The sequence below is a fragment of the Pelomonas sp. BJYL3 genome (assembly GCF_027257975.1).
Lineage (GTDB): Bacteria > Pseudomonadota > Gammaproteobacteria > Burkholderiales > Burkholderiaceae_C > Roseateles_B > Roseateles_B flavus.
Genome location: NZ_JANZKX010000005.1, coordinates 337275 through 358710 on the forward strand (window position 1 = coordinate 337275; position 21436 = coordinate 358710).

Annotated in this window: 17 protein-coding genes; 2 read left to right on the top strand and 15 right to left on the bottom strand. The window is 71.2% G+C overall.

Annotated features, from left to right (window positions below; genetic code table 11):
- Positions 1-9: 9 nt before the first annotated feature.
- From O9Y01_RS17090 to O9Y01_RS17130, 9 genes are all read right to left on the bottom strand, one after another.
- On the bottom strand, positions 10-1092 hold the full coding sequence (locus O9Y01_RS17090; RefSeq protein WP_269632801.1) for an HD domain-containing phosphohydrolase: 1083 nt from the start codon (positions 1090-1092) through the stop codon (positions 10-12).
- The gene (locus tag O9Y01_RS17095) at positions 1089-4229 is read right to left on the bottom strand and encodes a PAS domain-containing protein (protein ID WP_269632802.1); all 3141 of its coding nucleotides are present in this window, start codon (positions 4227-4229) and stop codon (positions 1089-1091) included. The genes O9Y01_RS17090 and O9Y01_RS17095 overlap by 4 nt, the downstream gene beginning before the upstream one ends.
- A 7-nt stretch (positions 4230-4236) precedes the next feature.
- A complete protein-coding gene (locus tag O9Y01_RS17100) occupies positions 4237-5379 on the bottom strand; it encodes an FIST signal transduction protein (protein WP_269632803.1) in 1143 nt (380 codons plus the stop codon).
- Between the two features lie 419 nt (positions 5380-5798).
- Positions 5799-6698 (bottom strand): DMT family transporter, encoded by a 900-nt coding sequence (locus O9Y01_RS17105; RefSeq protein ID WP_269632804.1) that lies wholly within the window; start codon positions 6696-6698, stop codon positions 5799-5801.
- 4 nt (positions 6699-6702) lie between these two features.
- Positions 6703-8217: an Ada metal-binding domain-containing protein gene (locus O9Y01_RS17110; protein WP_269632805.1), complete on the bottom strand. Its 1515-nt coding sequence runs from the start codon at positions 8215-8217 to the stop codon at positions 6703-6705.
- Positions 8218-8326: 109 nt separating this feature from the next.
- A complete protein-coding gene (locus tag O9Y01_RS17115) occupies positions 8327-9103 on the bottom strand; it encodes a LytR/AlgR family response regulator transcription factor (RefSeq protein ID WP_269632806.1) in 777 nt (258 codons plus the stop codon).
- Positions 9100-10233, bottom strand: coding sequence for a sensor histidine kinase (locus O9Y01_RS17120; RefSeq protein WP_269632807.1), 1134 nt, complete (start codon positions 10231-10233; stop codon positions 9100-9102). The genes O9Y01_RS17115 and O9Y01_RS17120 overlap by 4 nt, the downstream gene beginning before the upstream one ends.
- A gap of 114 nt (positions 10234-10347) precedes the next feature.
- On the bottom strand, positions 10348-11160 hold the full coding sequence (locus O9Y01_RS17125) for a LytR/AlgR family response regulator transcription factor (RefSeq protein WP_269632808.1): 813 nt from the start codon (positions 11158-11160) through the stop codon (positions 10348-10350).
- The gene (locus O9Y01_RS17130; protein ID WP_269632809.1) at positions 11138-12298 is read right to left on the bottom strand and encodes a sensor histidine kinase; all 1161 of its coding nucleotides are present in this window, start codon (positions 12296-12298) and stop codon (positions 11138-11140) included. Before O9Y01_RS17130 ends, O9Y01_RS17125 begins: the two co-directional genes overlap by 23 nt.
- Before the next feature lie 204 nt (positions 12299-12502).
- On the opposite strand from O9Y01_RS17130, the gene O9Y01_RS17135 reads away from it, so the two are divergent.
- On the top strand, positions 12503-13891 hold the full coding sequence (locus O9Y01_RS17135; protein WP_269632811.1) for a phosphomannomutase/phosphoglucomutase: 1389 nt from the start codon (positions 12503-12505) through the stop codon (positions 13889-13891).
- 4 nt (positions 13892-13895) lie between these two features.
- Positions 13896-15233: a 3-deoxy-D-manno-octulosonic acid transferase gene (locus tag O9Y01_RS17140; RefSeq protein WP_269632812.1), complete on the top strand. Its 1338-nt coding sequence runs from the start codon at positions 13896-13898 to the stop codon at positions 15231-15233.
- Between the two features lie 110 nt (positions 15234-15343).
- Here the strand turns inward: O9Y01_RS17140 and O9Y01_RS17145 are convergent, their stop codons facing one another.
- The 6 genes from O9Y01_RS17145 to O9Y01_RS17170 all read right to left on the bottom strand — a co-directional run bounded on the left by O9Y01_RS17145 (position 15344) and on the right by O9Y01_RS17170 (position 21409).
- Positions 15344-16603, bottom strand: a complete 1260-nt coding sequence (locus O9Y01_RS17145; protein WP_269632813.1) for a sigma-54-dependent Fis family transcriptional regulator — start codon at positions 16601-16603, stop codon at positions 15344-15346.
- A 156-nt stretch (positions 16604-16759) separates the two neighbouring features.
- Positions 16760-18562, bottom strand: a complete 1803-nt coding sequence (locus tag O9Y01_RS17150) for a pilus (MSHA type) biogenesis protein MshL (RefSeq protein WP_269632814.1) — start codon at positions 18560-18562, stop codon at positions 16760-16762.
- Complete coding sequence (locus O9Y01_RS17155; protein ID WP_269632815.1) at positions 18559-19005, bottom strand: hypothetical protein; 447 nt, start codon at positions 19003-19005, stop codon at positions 18559-18561. Before O9Y01_RS17155 ends, O9Y01_RS17150 begins: the two co-directional genes overlap by 4 nt.
- Entirely contained in the window at positions 19002-19670 is a 669-nt protein-coding gene (gene gspM / locus O9Y01_RS17160) for a type II secretion system protein GspM (RefSeq protein ID WP_269632816.1), read from the bottom strand. Before gspM ends, O9Y01_RS17155 begins: the two co-directional genes overlap by 4 nt.
- Positions 19667-20365 (bottom strand): PilN domain-containing protein, encoded by a 699-nt coding sequence (locus O9Y01_RS17165; RefSeq protein WP_269632817.1) that lies wholly within the window; start codon positions 20363-20365, stop codon positions 19667-19669. Before O9Y01_RS17165 ends, gspM begins: the two co-directional genes overlap by 4 nt.
- A 6-nt stretch (positions 20366-20371) precedes the next feature.
- Positions 20372-21409: a hypothetical protein gene (locus tag O9Y01_RS17170; protein WP_269632818.1), complete on the bottom strand. Its 1038-nt coding sequence runs from the start codon at positions 21407-21409 to the stop codon at positions 20372-20374.
- Positions 21410-21436: the final 27 nt, after the last annotated feature.

Genomic DNA, 21436 nt, shown 5'->3' on the forward strand with positions numbered 1-21436 from the left:
GCCTCCCGCTCAGGCGAAGTCCGAGATCATCGACGGCCAGTCGTCCTCGCCGTCGCCGAAGCGCTTGCGGATGCCCTGCACTTCCTCCCAGTGCTCGAAGAAGACCGCCACGCACGCCGGATCGAAGTGCGAGCCTGACTGGTTGCGGATCCATTTCGATGCGTCCTCGAGCGTCCAGGCCGGCTTGTAGGGCCGGGCCGAGGTCAGCGCATCGAAGACGTCCGCCACCGCGACGATGCGGCTGAAGATGGGAATGTCCTCGCCCCGCAGCCGGTTCGGGTAGCCGCTGCCATCGAACTTCTCGTGGTGGCCCAGCGCGATGATGGCCCCGGCCTGCAGGATCTCCGAGGTGCTGTCCCGCAGGATCTCGTAGCCATAGACAGTGTGCTGCTTCATCAACTCGAACTCGTCCGGCGTGAGGCGCCCCTGTTTGAGCAGGATGGCGTCGGCCACGCCGACCTTGCCGATGTCATGCAGCGGTGCGGCCACCAGAATCAGCTCCTGGTGCGCCTGGCTCAGGCCCAGGGCGCGGGCGATGAGATGCGAGTAGTGCGCCATGCGCAGGATGTGGGCCCCGGTCTCGGGGTCGCGGTATTCCGCCGCTCGCGAGAGCCGGATCACCGTTTCGTGCTCGCGCTGCACGGCCTGCGCCGTGGCCTTGCGCACTTCCTCGGCCAGCCAGGTGGCGCGGTCGGCGAGCTGCCGGCGGGCATCACCCAGCGCGAGCAGGTTGCTCGCGCGGGCCTCGAACTCGGTGCGGTCCACGGGCTTGGTGAGGAAGTCGGACGCTCCCGCGCGCAGGGCCCGATAGCGCACCTCCTTCTGGTCATTCGCCGTGACCATCAGGATGGGCACGGTCTCCAGGCCGGGCTTGGCCCGCACCGCCTGGATGAAGTCCAGCCCGTTGAGCAGGGGCATCATGTAGTCCACGATGATGAGGTCCACGTCCTGCCCGTCCAGCCAGGACAGGGCCTGCACGGCGTCGCCGAAGCTGCACACCTCGCAGCCGCCCAGCCGCTTCACCAGCGCCTCGAACAGCGCGAGGTTCACCGGCGCATCGTCGACGATCAGTACCTGGCGCTGGCGGCTCATGGGGCCTCTCCTGCCGGCAGCAGGCGCATCAGCGCGGGAATGCCGGCCATGAGCGCTTCCAGGCGATCGGCGACGCCAGTGCTGTCGCCGGCCTCGGTCTGCTCTTCAATCGCGGCGGCCAGGTCGGCCAGCGGCGTGGCGCCGAACATGCGCAGGGTGGACTTGAGGGCGTGAGAGGTGTGCATGAGGGTGTCGAGATCGCCGTCCGCCAGGGCCTGGCGCAGGCGCTGCTCGTCGACGGGCCACTGCTCCTGGAAGATGGGCGCGATGATGCCGACGATGTCCTGGTCGACGGCGGCGAGGCCGGCGGCAAGGTCAAACGCCGGATCGGGCGGCTCGGGTGGCTTGCTACCGGACGTACACGGGCAGGCGCTGGCATAGCGGTCGACCAGGCGCTTGAACTCCCGCAGGTCCAGCGGCTTGGAGAGGTAGTCGTCCATGCCGGCGGCCAGGCAGCGGTCGCGGTCCCCCTGCATGGCCTTGGCCGTCATGGCAACGATGGGTGTGCGCGGTCCCTGCTCGGTGGCCCGGTAGCGGCGCGTGGCCTCCAGGCCGTCGAGCACAGGCATCATCATGTCCATCAGGATGAGGTCGAAACGCTCGTCCGCGAGCCGGGCCAGAGCCCGCTCGCCGTTGTCGGCCAGCGTCACCTGATGCCCCCAGCGCTCCAGCAGCTGCTTTGCCAGCCGCTGGTTCACGGGATGATCCTCCACCAGCAGCACGCGCAGCGAGGCGCCGGCCAGTGCGGGCTCCGCATCGGGGCCGTCGCCGGAGCCCATGCCCATGGGCGCCTGCTCGTCCAGGCCTGCGGCCAACAGCGGCAGGGCGAGGTGGAAGCGGCTGCCTTCGCCGGGGGTGCTCTCCACCCAGATGCGGCCCTGCATGGCGTCCACGAGCCGTGCCGAGATCGTCAGCCCCAGCCCGGTGCCGCCATAGCGCCGCGTGATGGAGCTGTCTTCCTGCGAGAAGGGCTCGAAGATGGTGCCGAGCTTCTCGGCCGGGATGCCGATGCCGGTGTCGGCAATGGTGAACGTCACCTCGCCGGCACGGCCGGGGTGCAGGCTCAGCTCCACAAGGCCCCGCTCGGTGAACTTGATGGCATTGCCCAGCAGGTTGATCAGCACCTGGCGCAGCCGGCCCGGGTCTCCGAGCACGCGCGTGGGCAGGCCTGGCGCCATCGCGCAGCGCAGCGCGAGGCCCTTGTCCGCCGCACGCACGGACAGCGGCTTCAGGACCTCCTGCACCAGCGGCTCCAGCGCGAAGGGGATGTGCTCGATCTGCAGCTTGCCAGCCTCGATCTTGGAGAAATCCAGGATGTCGTTGATCACCCGCAGCAGCGCGTCGGCCGAGGAGCGCACGATGGTGAGGTACTCGCGCTGCTGGGCATCCAGCACGCCGTCCAGGGCCAGCTCGGTCATGCCGATGATCCCGTTCATGGGCGTGCGGATCTCGTGGCTCATATTGGCCAGGAAGTCGGACTTGGCGCGGTTGGCCGCCTCGGCCCCGTCCTTGGCGCGGCGCAGCTCCTCGGACACGGCGCGGGCCTCGGTGATGTCGGCGAGGTAGCCGTTCCACTCGATGCCGCCCTCGGGGGTCCGCTGCGTGCGGGCCTCGCCGTGGACCCACACGATGGCGCCGGTGTCCCGGTGCACCAGGCGGTAGTCCAAGGACCAGGCCTGCAGATCGCGAGCCGACTGCTCGAAGGACTGCACCATGCGCAGGCGATCCTCGGGGTGCACGCGGGCCATCATGGCGTCGGGGTCGGCCACAGCCATGTCGGGGCTCAGGCCGCAGATGCGCTGCAGGGCGGCGCTGCAGAACACGATGTGCGAGGCGCCCTCGGCCGGCCGAAGAATCTGGAACACGGCCACCGGGATGCTCTCGGTGATGTCACGCAGCCGGGCGTGCGCCTCCTTCAGCGGCGTGACGTCCTGCCACAGCCCGGTGAAGACGAGCTGCCCGTCCGGCGTCAGCTCCGGCTCTGGGCGGCTCTCGCCGCGCAGCCAGCGCACTGTGCCATCCGGCAGGCGGATGCGGAAGTCGTCGCTCCAGGGCGTGCGCTGCTGGACGGAACGGGCCGTGCTGGCCGCGCAGCGTTCCAGGTCCTCCGGGAAGAGCTGGCGGGCGGACGCGTTGCCGTCCGCCAGCAACTCGGCCGGCTCGAGGCCGCGCAGTTCCTTGAGGCGCTCGCTGACGAAGGTGTAGCGCGGCGCCCCGCCTTCGGCGGGCATCTGGCACTGGTAGAGCACACCGGGCACGGCATTCGTGACGTGGCGCAGCCGGGACTCCGCGGCCTTCAGCGCGGCCTCCATCAGCTTTCGCTCGGTGATCTCGGTGCGGATGGCGATGAAGCGTTCAGGCTGGCCCTGGGTATCCAGCAGCGGCACGATGGTCGCCTGCACCCAGTACAGCCTGCCGCTCTTGGCGCGGTTGCAGATCTCGCCGTGCCAGACGCGGCCGGCCCGGATCGTCGACCACAGATTCTCGAAGAACTCCGCCGGGTGGTGGCCGGAGTTGATGAGGCGGTGATTGGTGCCCAGCAGCTCCTCGCGGGAGTAGCCGCTGATCTCGGTGAACTTGTCGTTCACGTAGACGATCTCGCCCGCCAGCGTGGTGATGCTCACGATGCCGTGCTGGTCAAGCGCGAACTTCTGGTGGGCCAGCTCGGTGAGGGCCGACTGCAGGCGCCGCTGGCTCTCCTCGCGCCCCCGCACGAGCTCGCCCATCAGGCGTGACAGCGATTCGAGGTTGTCATCCCGCAGCGGCGGCAGGCCGGCGTCGATGGACTGCATCAGCTCCTGGGCGGTGTCACGCAGGGAGTCGATGGCGCGGGTGCGGCTCGCCAGCTCGGTGCGCAGCCGCTCGTTGGTGGCCGTCAGCTCGACCGAGCTCAGTTCCAGGCTGCGGGTCTTGAGGTCGATGTCGCGGTCGCTGTGCTCGTAGGCCTCGCCAACGCGCTGCAGAAAAGTATCCAGCCCGCCCAGCAGGCGCGCGGCCGCGGGCGAGAGGCTGCCCTGCGCCGCGAGCGTGGCGAGCTCGTCCAGCACCTGGGGCAGCTGGTCTTCCTCGCAGCCCAGCAGGCGGCGGGTCTGGCGGGCCAGCAGCTTGTGCAGGCGGCGCGGCGGGGCAGTCGTCATGCGGCGTTCAGGCTTCGGCGATGTGGGTGATGGTCATGGTCTGGTTGTGCAGCCTGCATTCCCGATTGCCGGTGAACGGGCTGATCTCGCCGTTGGAGTAGAAGCCGGCGATGCAGGCTCCCTGACCGAAGACCTCGGCCACGGCCTCGATCTCCTCGTCCACGCGCCCGCCCATCACCAGCTTGCGGCCCACGCAGCTGACCAGCAGCGCCAGGCCCTGGCCATCGCCCGCGTGCATGCTGCGCGCCGCCTGCGCCGCGGCCTCGGCGCCCTCGACCAGGGCATCGGTGCCGGCATGCATCAGGCGCAGATAGCCCTCCGGATCGATCTCGCCGGCCAGCGTGAGGCTGCCGCTGGCCTCGTCCACGCCGAGGATGGTGCGGATCAGGCCGATCTCGGTGTGATCGCTGCCCAGCATCGCGAAGGGGAACAGCAGGCCCGAGGCCGGCAGGTCCCGGGCATGCTCGCCGAGGTAGCGCTTGTAGACGTCGAGTGCCGGCTCGCCATCGAGCTCGTACAGCACGTTGTGCTCGCAGCGCGTCACCTTGCGAGCCGGTCCGAAGGGGGACCAGCCGCCGAAGGAGCCGTGCGAGAACTGCAGGGCCTCGCCGTAGAGGCCGAGGCACACCAGCTCGTCGCGGTGCACGCCGGACTGGTTCAGCACCCAGGTCTCGGCGAAGGCGGCGGCATCCCCCGCCAGGCCGCCGGTGATGGGCACCTGCTGGCCCAGCACCTCGGCCATCCCCACGATCAGCGCGCTGCCGTTGATGGCCACGCCCTGGCCCAGCACGATGACGGCGCGCAGCCCCTCGGCGGGCAGCTGTCGGGCCAGGCGGCGACCGGCCTCGGTGGAGTCCGCCATGCCGGTCAGGCGCGTGGAGACCTGCGCCAGCCGGCACCGGTCGAAGCGCACAGCGGTGATGACGCAGCTGTCGTCGGTGACGCCGTCGGCCGAGATCTCGCCCGCCGTGGTGCAGCCCATGCGCAGGGCGTTGGGAAAGGCGTCCGCCAGGGGCGCTGCCACGCGCTGCAGCCACGCGGCGGAGCCGAAGACCAGCAGCAGGCCGGGCCGGATGGCGCGCAGGGGAGCCAGCGCGTCGGCGGTCGGGGCACCGGCGCGGGGCCGGAGCGTCAGCTGTTCGACTTGCATCTCGGGCACCTTTCAGGCCAGCCAGACGATGCTGGAAGTTTTGCATGGCCTGGCGCGGCCCCGGGGGGGCACTTCCGTTCGGAATGCACGCTTGGGCACGCTGCATGCGCCCGGCGCGCCTCGCCAGAAGCATTCCTGGCCCGCAGGGGCCTGCGGGCTTCGGGCTCTCCCGCGGCGCAAGGGGCCCGGATGCCGGTGCCCAGCGCCGTCCCGGGCGGCACGATGGCGCAGCCGGCGGCCCTGTGCGGCTTGAAGGGCTCGCCAGGACGGCCAGGCACCAGCGCAACGCGCAGTCGGGGATCAGGACGGCCAGGGACAGCGCGCAGGCCGACCTGATGGCCCATCTACCGGACGCGAGGATGGCGAGTGCTGGTCCCTGTGGCTGGCCGAGCCGTCCAGCCGCAGGGTGCCGAAGCGGCTCAGGCCGCCTGCCGCTGCGGCAGCCTGAGCACGCCGATGGCCAGGGCCGTGCCCAGCAGCACGATGCCGCAGCCCGCCGCCATGTGCAGGGTGAAGGACTCGCCCAGGAAGACCGCGCCCCACAGCACCGCAAAGACCGGGATCAGGAAGGTGACGGACAGCGCGTAGCTGGGCCCCGCCCGCTTCATCAGCCGGAAATAGAGGATGTAGGCCAGGCCGGAGCACAGCAGGGCCAGGGCGATGGCGCTCAGCCAGGCGGTCTGCCCCGGCATCTGCGCCGGCCATTGCACCGCCGCCGGCAGGGCCAGCAGCAGGGCAGCGAAGGCCTGGCTGCCGGTGGCCACGGCCAGGGGGCGGGTGTGGCTGAGGTACTTCTTGGTGGCGCTGGCGGCCAGGCCGTAGCAGCAGGTTGCGCCCAGGCAGGCCAGGATGGCCCAGCCGCTGCCGCCGGGCTTGAAGCTGGCCTGCTCCCAGGCCAGGAAGACCACGCCGCCGAAGCCCACCAGCAGGCCCAGGCGCCGGCCCAGGTCCAGGCGCTGGCCCAGCCAGATCGAGGCCACCAGGGCGCCCCAGATGGGCGTGGTGGCGTTGAGGATGCTGGACAGGCCCGCCGTGATGGACAGGGCCGCATAGCTGAAGAAGGCGAAGGGCAGGGCGCTGTTGAGCAGGGCCACCAGCATCAGCGGGCGCCAGTCGCGGCGCAGCTCGTGCAGGCCTTCGCGGCCCCCCTGACAGGCCAGCAGCGGCAGCAGGAACAGACCCGCGCCCGCCACACGGACAAAGGCCAGGGCCAGGGGCCCGAACGAGGGGGCGCCCAGGCGCAGGAAGAGGAAGGAGGCGCCCCAGATGGCCGCCAGCAGCGTCAGTTCGGCCACATCGAGCCGGGCGTGGTCTTGCATGGTGTCAGGTCTTGCTTCGCGTGGATCGGGCCGCGTGGTGCCACAGCTGCAGCACGGCGTAGGAACGGTAGGGGCTGAAGGCCTGGGCGCGCTGGGCCAGGGCCTTGGGGGTGGGCGCGGGCTGGCCGGGCTCGGTGAGCTGCTGCTTCAGCACGACGTCGCCGGGCGGGAAGAGGTCCGGCGCGCTCCAGCCGCGCATCAGCATGTACTGCGCGGTCCAGGGCCCGATGCCGGGCAGGGCCTGCAGCTCGGCCAGCGCTTGCTCCTGCGTGCCCTGCTGGCTCGCATAGGCCAGCGTCGGCCACTGCCGGGCCAGGGTGATCAGAGCCTGGGCCCGGGTGCGGATGATGCCCAGCTCGGCGATGGCCTCCACCGGCAATTCGGCGATGGCCTCGGGGCGGGGAAAGAGCCGCTGCACCTCGGGCGTGCGGTGGCCTTCGGGCAGCAGCTCGCCGAAGCGCTCGACGAAGCGCGAGGCCAGGGTGCGGGCCGCCGCCACCGTCACCTGCTGGCCCAGCACGGCGCGCACGGCCAGCTCGAAACGGTCCAGGCAGCCGGGCAGGCGCAGGCCGGGCTCCAGCGCGGGCAGGCCCGTGAGCTGCTGGTGGATGGCCTCGGGGGCGGCGTCCAGGTCCAGCCAGCGGCGCACGAGCGGGATCAGGCTGCCCGCCGCCCCCCACAGCGTGGAGCAGGGCGACAGCAGCACCGTGCTGCGCTCGGGCTGGAATCGGACCACCAATCGGCCCACGGCCCAGTGGCCCTGGTGCTGCATGCGCAGGCTGCGGCTGAGCAGCAGCTGGCGGCGGTCCACCTGCTCCACGCCGGGCACGGCCCGGGCCTCGAGAAAGGCCAGCAGGGCGTCGACAGCCAGGGGCGGGCGGTAGGCCAGGCGCAGGCCCGGCTCCCCGCAGGCGGTGACGGATGGCGGCGGCTCGCCCGCCTTGCGCAGGCTGCCCGGCTGCAGGCGGTAGTGCTGGAGGAAGAGGGCGTTGAAGCGCCGCAGGCTGCCGAAGCCCGCGGCCTCGGCCACCTCGGCCATGGCCAGGGGGCTGTCCATCAGCAGCTGCTTGGCCAGCAGCAGGCGCCGTGTGTGCAGGAAAGCCAGGGGCGAGACGCCGTGCTCGGCCTCGAAGATGCGCTGGAGGTGGCGGCTGCTGATGCCCAGCCGCTCGGCCAGGGCGCTGACGTTCTGGCGCGGATCGGCCTCGATCAGCTGCGCGGCCTGCCGGGCCAGGGTGCGGCTGGCGTCGGTCACGCTCCAGCGCAGGTCCTGGGCCGGCGCGGTCTCGGGGCGGCAGCGCAGGCAGGGGCGGTAGCCGGCGGCCTCGGCCTGGGCCGCGTTGGCGAAGAAGTGGCAGTTCTCGCGCCGCGGCGTCTTCACCCGGCACACCGGCCGGCAGTAGATGCCGGTGGAGCTCACGCCCACGAACCAGAGCCCGTCAAAGCGGGCGTCGCGCGCCAGCAGGGCGGGGTAGCAGTGCTCGGGGCTGAGCTGGGGGCTGGGGGCAAGGCTGGACATGGGCCCATCTTAGGCGGCCCACCGCTCCGGGGCTGGACGAAATCGGACCTGTGAACGCTGGCCGCGCCGACCTGAAGCGCCGCCCTGAAACGCCGCCCTGAAGCGCCGCTCACATCGCCTTGAAGAGGTGGACGTAGGCCCGGCTCACCGGCAGCTCCTGGCTCAGCCCGCGAAAGCGCAGGAAGAGCCGGCTCAGCTCGTCTCGCCGGGTGCCGGCCAGGTGGGCCAGGTTGACCAGGGTGGCGCGGTGCACCCGGCAGAAATCCTGCGGGTCCAGTTGCTGGGCCAGTTCGGCGATGGGGGTGCGGATCAGGTACTCGCCCTCGGCCGTGCGCACGCAGGTGTACTTGTCATCGGCATGGAAGTAGATGACCTCGGCGATGGGGATCTGGTGCATCAGCTCGCCCTGGCTGGCGCGGACGTAGCGCAGCAGCGGCGCCGGCGCGGCCGTGCCCTGGAGACGGCCCAGGGCCTGGGCCAGGGCGCCGCCATCGCCACCATCGCCGTTGTCGGCGGGCGTGGGCGCCGCCAGGCCGGCCTGCAGGCGCTGCACGGTCTTCAGCAGGCGGTCCGTCTTGACCGGCTTGAGCACGTAGTCCAGGGCCGCCTGCTCGAAGGCCTGGCAGGCGAACTCGTCGAAGGCGGTCACGAAGACCACGCGGGTCGGGCCTTCGATGCCCTCGGCCACCTCCAGCCCGGTGAGGCCGGGCATCTGGATGTCCAGGAAGGCGATGTCGGGCTGCAGGGCCTCGATCTGGGCGGCGGCTTCCCGGCCGCTGCGGGCCAGGGCCACGATCTCCAGCTCGGGCCACAGCTGCGCGAGCTCGGACTTCAGGTGCTCGGCCAGGTGGATTTCATCGTCGGCGATCAGGGCGCGCAGGCTCATGGCTTGGGTTCGAGTAGGTCCAGGGGCAGACGCAGCAGGGCCTGGCAGCCTTGCTCGTCCAGGGTCAGTTGCAGCTCGGCACGCTCGCCATAGCGGGTGGCGATGCGCTCGCGGATGTTTTTCAGCGCCAGGCCATGGCCCGGGCGGGCGCGGCGCGGGCGGGACTGCGAACCCAGGCCGTCGTCCCGCACCTCCAGCAGGAGATGGCGGTCCTGCACCCAGGCCCGCACGTGCACCTTGCCGCCCTCGTCCTTGCCTTCCAGGCCATGGACGATGGCGTTCTCGACCAGGGGCTGCAGCAGCAGGGGCGGCAGGCGCAGGGCCTCGGCCTGGGGCGTGGCCTCGATGTCAAAGCGCAGGCGCTCGCCCATGCGGATCTGCATCAGGCCCAGGTAGCTGCGGGCCAGCTGCAGCTCGGCGGCCAGCGGGCAGTTGTCCTCGCGCAGGGCCGAGAGGCTGGCGCGCAGGTAGTCGGTGAAGTGCTCCAGCATTTCCAGCGCCCGGTCCGGGGCCGGCTTGATCAGGCTCTGCACGGCCGCCAGGCTGTTGAAGAGGAAGTGCGGCTCGATCTGGGCCTGCAGGCGCAGCAGCTGGGCCTCCGTGGCCAGCAGCTGCAGGGCCTGGCGGCGGCGGTGCTGGTGATCCAGGTACCAGCCGACCAGGGCAAACACGAGGGAGAGGAAGAGGAAGCGGCTCAGGCCCTGGGGGCTGTCGAAGGGCGTTTCCACACGGGCCTGCATCCACCAGCCCAGCAGCTGGCCGAAGAGCAGCAGGCCCGAAGCGATGCACAGCATGGGCATCAGGCTGAAGAAGAGCCCGGCGCGCCAGCCGCCGGCATTGAGGCGGTCCAGGGCGGACTGGGGCAGCAGCCGCTCGCTGAGGCGGTAGCCGCCGTGGATCATGAAGGCGATCAGGAAGCCGCAGGCATAGCTGGCGAGCACGCTGGCGAGATTCAGCGGCCGCGCGCCGAAGACCAGGGTAACGGCCAGTAGCCCCGTGGGAAAGGCCAGTGCGAAGCCGCTGGTGATCAGCAGGCGTGCCAGCAGGGACTCCTTGCGGACCTTGGCCAGGCGGAAGTAGCGCCTGAAGGCCAGCTGGAGTTCGTCGGCGAAGCGGGGCGGGGTGCTCATGTCGGGGCGATGAAGGAGACACGGGAGCAGCGTAGGCCGCGAGTGTCCCTCAAGCGCCGGCCCTGCGACGAACGGCAAGCGCAGGCGCCGGATGGCAAGCGGCCGGTGCCTTGCTCACATGGCCTTGAAGAGATGCACGTAGGCGCGGCTCACCGCCAGTTCGCCGTCCAGGCCCTGCAGGCGCAGGAAGAGCTTGCCGTTGCCGTCGCGCCGCGTGCACTGCAGGTGGTCGACATTGACCAGAGTGGCGCGGTGCACCTGCCAGAAGCGCTGCGGGTCCAGCTGGGTCAGCAGCTCGCTGATGGGCGTGCGGATCAGGAACTCGGACGCCGCGGTGCGCACGACGGTGTACTTGTCGTCCGCCTGGCAGTAGAGGATGTCCTCCACCGGGATCTGGTGGGTCAGCTGGCCCTGGTTCGCGCGCAGGTGGCGCAGCAGCGGCTTGCCGCCGAGGGCGGCGGCGCCGGGCAGGAGCTGGCGCAGCAACCGGTGCAGCTGGTCGTCGCGCGCCGCCGCGGGCTCGGGGGCTTCCGGGGTGAGCGCGCGCTGCAGTCGCTCGACCGTCTTCTGCAATCGCTCCGCGCGGACCGGCTTGAGCACGTAGTCCACGGCCTCCTGCTCGAAGGCCTCCAGCGCATGCTGGTCGTAGGCGGTGACGAAGACGACGCGGGTGAGCCCTTCGATGCCCTGAGCCACCTCCAGGCCGCTGAGGCCGGGCATCTGAATGTCCAGGAAGGCGATGTCGGGCTGCAGGCGGGCGATCTGCTCGGCGGCCTCGGCGCCGTTGGCTGCCACGGCCACGATGCGCAGGGCCGGCCAGAGCTCACGCAGGCGGTCCTGCAGCACGCGGTTGAGGTGGGGCTCGTCGTCGGCCAGCAGGGCCGTGGCTGCGGGGGCGGGATGCTCAGTCATGGGTGTCGGAGGCATGGGAGCGCTGCTGGGGAAGGGTCAGGCGGACGAGGGTGCCGACGCCCCCTGGGGCATCGGCCAGTTCCAGCGTGGCGGCCGGGCCGTAGACCGCCAGGAGTCGTTCGCGAATGTTCTGCAGTGCCATGCCCTGTCCGCGCCGCGGGCGTTCGCGGCTGCGGGCCAGGCCGATGCCGCTGTCCTCGACGTCGATCTGCAGGCCATGGGCGAGGGCCCGGGCCCGCAGCTGCAGCAGTCCGCCTTCAAGCCGCGGCTCCAGCCCGTGATGCAGTGCATTCTCGACCAGCGGCTGCAGCAGCAGGGGCGGGAGGCGGGCCTCCAGCAGCGCCGCGGGCACTTCCATGCGCGTCTGCAGGCGCCCGCCCATGCGGCATTGCATCACCGTCAGGTAGTTGCGCACGAGGTCCAGCTCCTGACCCAGGCTGACTTCCTGGGCGCGCATCTGCTGCAGGCTGGCGCGCAGGTAGTCGGTGAAGGCGTCGAGCATGCGCTTGGCCTGAGCCGGTTCGTAGTCGATGAGGCCCTGGATGTTGGCGAGGGTGTTGAACAGGAAATGGGGCTCGATCTGTGCCTGCAGCATCCGCAGCTGGGCCTCGGTCAGCTGGCTCCGCACCTGCCGGGCACCCAGCTGGGTGCGCATGCGCCAGAGGCTGAAGCCGGCGAACAGCGCGCCGCAGACGAGGAAGGTGATCAGGCTGCTGCGGTGCGGCGGCTTGAAGGGCTCCCAGACTCCGGTGATTCGCCACCGCAGCAGCCCCTGCACCAGCCAGAGGCCCAGGCCGCTGCACAGGGTGGGCAGGCCCACGAAGACCAGCAGGCTCGCGCGGTCCAGCCCCTCGTTGAGCCGCTTCAGCCGGTCCTCCGGCAGCCAGGCCTCCAGCACGCGGAAGCTGCCCAGACACATCAGCGCGATCAGGCCGCCCAGCTCCACGGACAGCTCCAGACTGGGCAGCCACCAGCGGGTGTCCAGGACGTTGCCGGACAGCAGGGCCGCCAGCAGCACGAAGCCCGCGCCCACGCCCATGCCGGACACCACGCAGGCCACGATCGCCATCCACCAGGGATACGGATGCCGCTTGCGCAGGCGCCAGCTGTCGGTGAAGGCGGCATGCCAGGGAGAGACGGGGGAAGCGTTCATGCGGTCAGTGTAGGCAGCGGCACCCCGTTCCCCGGCGCAGATTGCGACGGGCCGGCCGGCACCGGCGCGAATCGACGAGGGCGTGCTGCAGGCCGCGCGCCCGGGTTACATCACGGTCACGGAGCCCGGTTTCAGGCGTGCCTACAATCGCGCTGAAACAAACCTACAAGGACGATGCAGCCCCCGGCTGCCGAGGCACAACGCATGCAAGTTCACGCTTCCATCTTCAAGGCTTATGACATCCGTGGCGTCGTGGGCCAGACCCTGGACGAGACCCTGGCCGAGCACCTGGGCCGGGCCTTCGGCACCGAAGCCCTGAAGCTGGGCGAGAAGGCCGTGGCCGTGGGCCGCGATGGCCGGCTCTCGGGTCCCGGCCTCGTGGCGGCCCTGGTCCGCGGCCTGCAGTCCACGGGCATCGACGTCGTGGACATCGGCGCCGTGACCACGCCCATGCTCTACTACGTGGCCGCCACGCGCGGCAAGCACGGCTGCAACTCGGGCATCCAGGTCACGGGCAGCCACAATCCCAAGGACTACAACGGCTTCAAGATGGTGCTCAAGGGCGCCGCCGTGTATGGCGAGCAGATCCAGGACATCCGCCGCCGCATCGAGGCCGAGGACTACGCCACGGGCCAGGGTCGCGTGGGCGCCATGGACATCGGCGCCGAGTACAGCCACCGCATCGTCAAGGACTGCAAGCTGGCCCGCCCGATGAAGATCGTGGTGGACAGCGGCAATGGCATTCCCGGTGCCAGCGCGCCCGCCATCCTGCGCGCCCTGGGCTGCGAGGTGATCGACATCTACTCCAAGGTCGACGGCGACTTCCCCAACCACCACCCGGATCCCTCGCGCCCCGAGAACCTCGAGGACCTCAAGCGCATCGTCCACGCCTGTGACGCCGAGCTGGGCCTGGCCTTCGACGGTGACGGTGACCGTCTGGGCATCGTCACCAAGGACGGCCAGATGATCATGCCGGACCGCCAGATCATGCTGCTGGCCGCCGACATCCTCAAGCGCAATCCCGGCGCCGAGATCATCTTCGACGTCAAGTGCACGCAACGCCTGGCCCCCTGGATCCGCGAGCACGGCGGCAAGCCGCTGATGTGGATGACGGGCCATTCCCTGGCCAAGGCCAAGCTGAAGGAGACCGGTGCGCCCATGGCCGGGGAGCTCTCGGGCCACATCTTCTTCAACGAGCGCTGGTACGGCTTTGACGACGCCATGTACACGGCCGGCCGCATGCTGGAGATCCTGTCCCGCAGCGAAGACCCGAGCGCCGTGCTGAACGCCTTGCCCACCAGCTTCGCCACGCCCGAGCTGAACGTGCCCTGCGCCGAGGGCGAGCACCACAGCGTGGTCGCCACGCTCAAGGAGGTGGCCGAGTTCCCCGATGCCAAGGAGATCGTCACCATCGACGGCCTGCGCATCGAGTACGAAGACGGCTTCGGCCTCATCCGCGCCTCCAACACCACGCCGGTGCTGGTGCTGCGCTTCGAGGGCCACACGCCCGAGGCCCTGGAGCGCATCGAGCATGCGGTGCTGGCCCAGCTCAAGCGCGTGAAGCCGGACGCCACCTTCGCGGCCGGCCACTGAAGGCTTGGGCACGCCGCCTTCTTCCGTACGCCCACCCGGTGCCTGGGCCGAGCGCCTGGCGCGCTGGGGCTATGCGACGGCCTTGCGCCTGGCCACGCCGCTGTACTTCCTGAAGCTGTGGCGGCGGGGCGGGGCCGAGCCTCTGTACCGCGCGCACTGGGCCGAGCGGCTCGGCTGCGGTGAGCGCACGGCGCCGGGCGCGCTGTGGCTGCATGCGGTGTCCATGGGCGAGACTCGGGCTGCCGCGCCCCTCATCGCCGCCCTGCGCGCCAGGCGGCCGGACCTGCGCCTGCTCCTGACCCATTCGACGGCCACCGGCCGCGAGACCGGGCGCGAACTGCTGCGCGAGGGTGATGCCCAGCGCTGGCTGCCCCTGGACACCCCCGGTGCCGTGCGCCGCTTTCTGGACCGCCATCAGCCCATCGCCGGGGTGCTGATGGAAACCGAGATCTGGCCCAGCCTGATGGCCGAGGCTGAGCGCCGCCGCCTGCCGGTGGTGCTGGCCAATGCGCGCCTGTCCGCCAAGAGTGCCCGCCAGGGTCAGCGCCTGCGGGCCCTGCTGCATCCGGCCGCCGCGCGCCTGGCCCTGGCCCTGGCGCAGACCGCCGATGACGCCCGGCGCTTGCGCGAGGCGGGGGTCGGCGAGGTGCAGGTCTGCGGCAATCTGAAGTACGACCTCCAGCCTGACGAGGCGCTGCTGGCGCGCGGACAGGCCTGGGCCGCCGCGCAGCCCCAGCCGCGCCGCCCGGTGCTGCTGATGGCCGTCAGCCGCGAGGGCGAGGAGGCGGCACTGCTGAGCGCCTGGCGGCAACGCCCCGAGGCCGGTGGTGCGCGTCCGCTGCTCTTGATCGTGCCCCGGCATCCGCAGCGTTTCGATGAGGTGGCCACGCTGGTGCGCGACGCCGGCTTCAGCCTGGCGCGGCGCAGCAGCTGGGTGGGGCAAGACCTGCCCCCGCCCGAGGCCTGGTCAGCCGAGGTCTGGCTGGGTGACACCCTGCGCGAGATGCCGCTCTACTACGGCCTGGCCGATCTGGCCCTGCTGGGCGGCAGCTTCGAGCCCCTGGGCGGCCAGAACCTGATCGAGGCGGCGGCCTGCGGCTGCCCGCTGCTGATGGGCCCGCACACCTTCAATTTCAGCGAGGCCGCGGCGCTGGCCGAACAGGCCGGGGCGGCACGCCGGGTACCGAGCCTGGCCGAGGCGGTGACGATGGCGACCGGCCTGCTGGCCGAGCCGGGTGCCCTGGCGCAGCAGGCGGCGCGGGCACGTGACTTTGCGGCCGAGCACCGGGGTGCCGCCGAACGCATGGCGCAGGCGCTTGCCGGCCGGCTGCCCCAGCGCTGAAGCAGCGCGGGGCTGTCGCTGGACTGAAGCCGTACTTACGTCTGAAAGACACCTGGGGGCGCTGCGCCCGCAGGGTCAGGTCTTGCCTGCCCGCGCACCGCGGTGGGCGCTCAGCCCTTGGGCACCAGCAGACCGTCCTGCCGCAGCTTGCGGTAGAGGGTGCTGCGGCCGATGCCCAGCTGGCGTGCGGCCAGCGAGAGGTTGCCGCCCGCCGCCCGGATGGCGTCGCGGATGGCCAGCGCCTCGGTCTCTCGCAGGGGCGGCGGTTGCAGGCCCATGCCGCTGTTGCGCGGGGGCGTGGGGCTCAGCAGGCCGCTGGCCGCGACCGGTGCGGGCCTGTTCAGGTAGCTGCCCGGCAGGGCGCCACCGGCCAGGCCCTCGCCCATGCCCGTGGCCACGCCGGTGGCCAGCCCGGCTCCGGCGCCGGCCCAGCTGACCAGGCGCTGCGCGGGCCAGCGCAGCTTCAGCTGCAGGGTTTGCGGCTGCTGCTCGTGGCGGGTGGGGATCTGCACCGGCAGGGGCTGGTCGTGCTGTGCTGCGGTGATCAGCTGCTCCATGCTGAGGCCGAACAGACTCTGCACCGACTCCCGGTGCAGGGTGGCCGTGCCACTGCCCAGCAGGTCCAGGCCGCGGCGGTTGATGCCCAGCACATGGCCGTCCTCGGCAAGGGCGAGCACGCCTTCCTGCAACGTGCCCAGGCCCTCGGCCTGGCCGTGCATCTGCAGCTGCGGGGACTGGCGGAAGCGGTCGGCGAACCACTGGGACTCGATCAGCCGCGCCGCCAGGCTGGCCAGGGCCAGGGTGTGCGGGTGGTAGGAGCGGCGGTCGCCCGAGACGTCCAGCACGCCCAGCAGCGCGCCCTTGTGGTCGAAGATGGGGGCGGCCGAGCAGGTCAGGAAGTGCATGGAGCGCAGGTAGTGCTCAGCGCCGTGGACCAGCGTGGGGGCCTCGGTCATCAGGGCGGTGCCGATGGCATTGGTGCCCTTGTCCGCCTCGGCCCAACGGGCGCCGGGGCTCAGAGCCACGCGCTGGGCGCGGGCCAGGAAGCTGGGGTCGCCCAGGGCATGCAGCACCGTGCCGCTGGCATCGCTGAGCACGACCATGCTCTGGGCATGGGCCAGCTGCTCGTAAAGCATCTCCATGACGGGCAGCGCCTGGGTGCACAGGCGCGCGTTGCGATGCTGCGCCTCCTGCAGCGCGGTCTCGCTCAGCCGGTGCAGGTCCGGGGCCTGTGCCGGCTGCAGGCCAAAGGCCTGGCTGCGCTCATGGGAATGCTGGATGGTCTGCTGGTGCAGCTGCTGCGCGACCAGCATGGAGGCGCTGGCTGTTGCAGCACCGGCCTGGGTCTGGGACACAAAGGCTGTGGACAAGTCGTTCCCCCTGACTTTCATCACGGGCCGACTATCACGGAAGCCCTGCCACCTGACAAGCGGGAAACTCTGGTGAGCAGGGGGGCGCATGGCCCCCCAAGCAGGGACAGCCCGCGCGCACGCCTGTGCGCTGGGCGATCGGCAGGGGCCGCTGGCTCAGGGCGTGCCGACGCGGATGACGCGACGGCTCTTGGCGTCCGCTTCTTCCAACAGTTGGGCGCTGCGGGCGGTTTCCTGCTCCCAGTCCTGGACGCTGCGGATGATGCTGGACTTGATCAGCACCACCAGCTCGCGCTTGCGGCCGCTGTTGGCGCGGTTGCCGAAGAGCGTGGCGGTGAGCGGGGTCGCGTCCGCGCCGGGCAGGCCCGAGCCGCGCCGGCTGCTCTCCTGCTGCATCAGGCCGCCGATGGCGACGATGGCGCCATCGGGCACGCGCACCACGGTGTCGGTCTCGTTGACGGTGCTGGAGGCCAGCGGCAGGCGGTAGTTGCCGGCCGCGCCCAGGTCCACCTGCTTGGTCCGCTCGGTCACGCTGGTGACGGAGGGGTGCACGTGCAGGGTGATCATGTCGCCGTCGTCGATCTGGGGGGTGACGTCCAGGGCGATGCCGGAGAAGAAGGGCGTCAGCGTCAGCGTGGGCATGACCACGCCGCCGTTGTTGGTGGTGTTGCCGGTGCCGGTGTTGGCATTGCCGCCGGAGATGCCGGTGACGAAGTAGTCGTCCGACCCGACCTTGAGCACGGCCTTCTGGTTGTTGAGCGTGGCCACGCGGGGGCTGGACAGGATCTGCGTGTCACCGTGGCTTTCCAGGAAGCTGATCAGGCCCTGGAAGCCGCCCTTGCTCAGTGCCAGCCCCAGGGTGCCATTGCCGGCGGAGGGCAGGGGGATGAGGTCGGACCAGGCCGGGCTCTGGTTCGCCGTGGACAGCACCGGCAGGTTGTTCAGGTTGCTGACCAGCGGGTTGACGATGGTGTTGACGCCGCTCGGGATGGAGGGGTTGACGCTGGTCTGGCCCAGGGCGCCGCGCTTGCCGAGGATGGACCAGTCGATGCCGCTCTGGTAGCCCTCGCGCAGCTCGACCTCGACGATCTTGGCCTCCAGCATGACCTGGCGCTCCACGGCCGCCCGCGTGGCGCGCAGAAAGGCCTCGACGGTGCGCAGCTCCTCCGGCATGGCCCGCACGGCCACGGTGCTGGCCTGCGGGCTGACGATCACGCTGCGGCCCTCACCGGTCCCGACGAGATGGCGCAGGGCCTCCTGGGTCTCGGCCCAGAAGTCGGACTTGGTGGCCGTGCTCACGTGGCTGCTCTCGGGCTGCTGCTGCGCCTGGCTGGCGCCCGTCGAGCCGGTGCCGGTACCGTTGCTCGAGGTGTTGCCCGTCTGGCTGGCGACCATGGCCGCGCCGGCACTGACCCGCAGGTCGCTGCGGCCCACGCGCTGGCCGGGCAGGTAGTTGAGGCTGAAGACGCGGGTCTGCATCGTGGCCGGGTAGACCGTGACCCGGCGGCCCTCGATGCGGAAGTCGTAGCCGTAGACATCGCGCAGCGACTCCAGGGCCTCGCGCAGGGTGATGCCCTTGAGCGTCAGGGACAGCTGGCCGCTGACGCCGGGGTGGACGATCATGCTGTAGCGGGTGTCGGCCACCAGGGACAGGTAGACGTCACGGGCCTGGGCGCCGTTGACGACGAGATCGAAGCGCGGCTCCGCCGGCACGGCGGCCGGTGCAGCCGTCGCCGGGGCCGGCGCGCTGGCCGCGGCAGACTGGGCCTCGGCCTGCGCGGCCCGTGCACGGGCGGCGTCCAGCTCGGCGCGCAGGGCGGCCACCGGCTGGGCCAGCTGCAGGGGCTTCTCGGCGCAGGCACTCAGCAGGCCCAGGCCCAGCAGCAGGGCGGCATGGCCAAGGCGCTGCGGACCCGGGCGCGGGGCGGGCCGGAGGGCGGACTGGGCGGGGCGTTTCATGGGCGATCCCTTTTCTCTTGAGACTTGTCGGGCGAACCGGATTCTGGGCTGGGCTTCCTGCTGACACCGCTGACCATGGGCAGGGCATGCAGCCCCTCGCGGCTGCGCAGCCAGACCCCATGCTCGTTGACGCGCTCAACGAGCAGGGCCTCGGGGCCGCTGCCGATGCGTTCGCCCTGCGCGTAACGGCGGCTGCCGATCAGCGCAAAGGCCTTGCCCTCGGTGATCAGCACCTGGGCGTTCTCGGGCAGGGCCAGCACGGCCAGCGGGCCTGCGCCGGATGCGGCCGGCGCGCGCAGCACGGCGGGAGGCTGCATGGGGTCGCGCAGCGGGGCCTGGGCTCCCGCCGGGCCGGTCTGGCTCAGTGCCAGTGCCAGTCCCAATGCCAGCAGGGCGCCGAGACGCAGCGGCTGTCGCAGATCCGGTGAAAGACGTGGGGTCATGACTGCGGCCTCAGCACATACATCTGCACGCTCATGCGGTGCGCCCCCTCCAGCGCGTCGCCCTGGATCTGCAAGGGGCCCCAGCGCAGCTCGGGCAGGGCCTGCTCGAGCCGGGCCAGATAGCGCATGAGCTCGAGGTAGTCGCCCCGCATCTCCAGGTCCACGGCCTGCCACTGCAGGCCCTGCGGCGCGACGAGGCGGCCGGCCATCTCGGCGGCGGGCCGGGCGCCGCTGTCCAGGCGGGTGAGCTGCAGGCGTTCCTGCTTCTGCAGCAGGCTGGTGAGCAGCTGGGGGAGCTGGGGCAGGGTGCCGCTGCCCTGGCGCAGCTGGTCCAGCTGCTGGGACTGGGCCTGCAGGCTGTCGTTCAGCTGGTTCAGCTCACGGCGCCGGCGTGCCAGCTCGGAGTCGCCCTGGCTCAGCGCATTGAGCTGGTTGATCTGGTCGCGCAGGCGCTGCAGGTCCTGCCCCTGGCGCTGCAGCAGCCCCTGCTGTTCGCGCTGCTCGCGCATCATGGGGTCCAGCACGAGGGTGTCCACGGCCAGCACCAGCACCACGGCCAGGCACAGGAAGAGGAAGACCCGCTCGCGCAGGCTCAAGGCATCGATGCGGGCCGCGGTGCGGCTCCAGCGCTTCAGGGCGTCCTGGAGGAAGGGGGGCGCGTTCATGGCTGGGCTCCGGTGCTGGCCGCCACCTTCACGCCCGGGTCGGCCCCGCGAAGCTGGAAGGCCCAGATGGGCTGACCGGCGCCGCCTGCGCCGGGTGGCAGCTGCAGGCGGCCGGCGATGGCCGTGGCGCCGCCATTGCCGGCCTGGGCAGCCGAGACCATCTCCAGCCTGAGCTCGGCCATCACGACCCGGTGCAGCAGCGCCTGCCCCTGCAGCTGGGTCAGCCAGGCGCGCAGGGCGGCGGGGTCCAGCGTGCCACCGCTGAGCTCCAGCTGGCCGGATTGCCAGCGCAGGCCCTGCAGCCAGACCGAGGCAGGCACGGTGCTGGCAACGAGGGCCAGCAGGTCGCTGTGCCGTTCACCGGCCCTCTGGTGCCCGCTTCGCAGCGACTGCAGCAGTTCAGCCTGCCCCTCCTGCTGCTCCTTCAGCACCTTGATCTGGGATTCCAGGGCCTTGAGGTCGGTGGTCGCCGGCAGGCCGGCCAGGCTGCGGCTCAGGGCCTGCTGCTCGGCCTGCAGGGCCTGCTGCCGTACCAGGAATTCGGCGCGCCGCTGCTCGGCGCGCCCATGGATCCAGCCGGCCAGCAGCAGGCTGCCGACCAGCACGAGGCCCAGGCCCTGCGCCATCGCCGTCGCGGTGAAATGCCGCCGCGGCTTGAGCAGGATGGGGGTGAGGAGGTTGATCTGTTGTGCCATGGCGATCTAGGGGCGGGCCGTTTCGTCGCGCAGGGCGGCACCCAGCAGGGGCAGGCAGGCGGCGGGCAAGACCTGACCCTGGGCCAGGGCGTCGCCGGTGAAGAGCTGCTGCGGCAGCAGGGCCAGGGTGCGCAGCCCCAGCTCCTTCTGCAGCAGCCGGGCCACCGCTTCCGCATGGTCGGCGCTGAGCACATAGAGCCGGCTCAGCGGCCTGCCGGGCCAGGACCGCTCCCAGACGTCGATGGAGCGCTGCAGCTCGATGATGAGGCTGGATTCCTCGGACTCCATGCTGCCGAAGCTGAGCTCGTCACCGGGCATGTACTCGAAGCCCAGGGGCACCTCCTCCCGGACGGCCTCCTTGGCCGTGCTGGTGGCGCGCTCGAAGAGGCGGTCGTCGGCGTCGAGACGCCGGGTGTAGTAGAGCTCCTCACCGGCGCAGATGGTCAGCAGGCACTGGCCGGGCAGCAGCATGAGGGCGGCGGTGGCCTTGTCGGCCAGGCCGTCCATGGCCGCCTGCGCCGTCTGCAGATTGCGCTGGGCGGTCTCCCAGACATCGACGACCCGCGTCTCCTTCGCACTCGCCGCCCCGGCCTGGCAGACGCGCTCGATGGCCGCATTGCGGGCCGCGAAGACCAGCATCTCCTTCTGGCTGCGGGAGTCGTCGCCGGCCTGCAGCACGTCGATGGTCAGCTGCTCCAGTTTGCCCTCGACCAGCTCCTTGAGCTGCCAGCGCGCTGCGGCCTTGAGCTCGTCGGGCGGCACATTGGGGGCGGGGAGCTTGTAGACGGCGTAGTCGTCCAGCTCCAGCAGGGCGATGACCTGGCTGCCACTCAGGCCCAGGCTGCCGAGCTTGTTCAGCCACTGCGGTGTGTCTTCGTCGCCCCGGGCGAGCTCGCCCACGCTCAGGACCTCGCGGGGCCAGGTCTTGCCGGGCGCCAGCTCGACCCAGCTGAAGCCCTCGGACGTGGCCCGAAAGGCCAGCACGCCGCCCTGGCCCAGGGCCTTGCGCCAGGGGCTGCCCAGCTTCTGCAGCAGTGTCTTCATGGGCGGCCTCCGGGCTGGAGGCGCTGT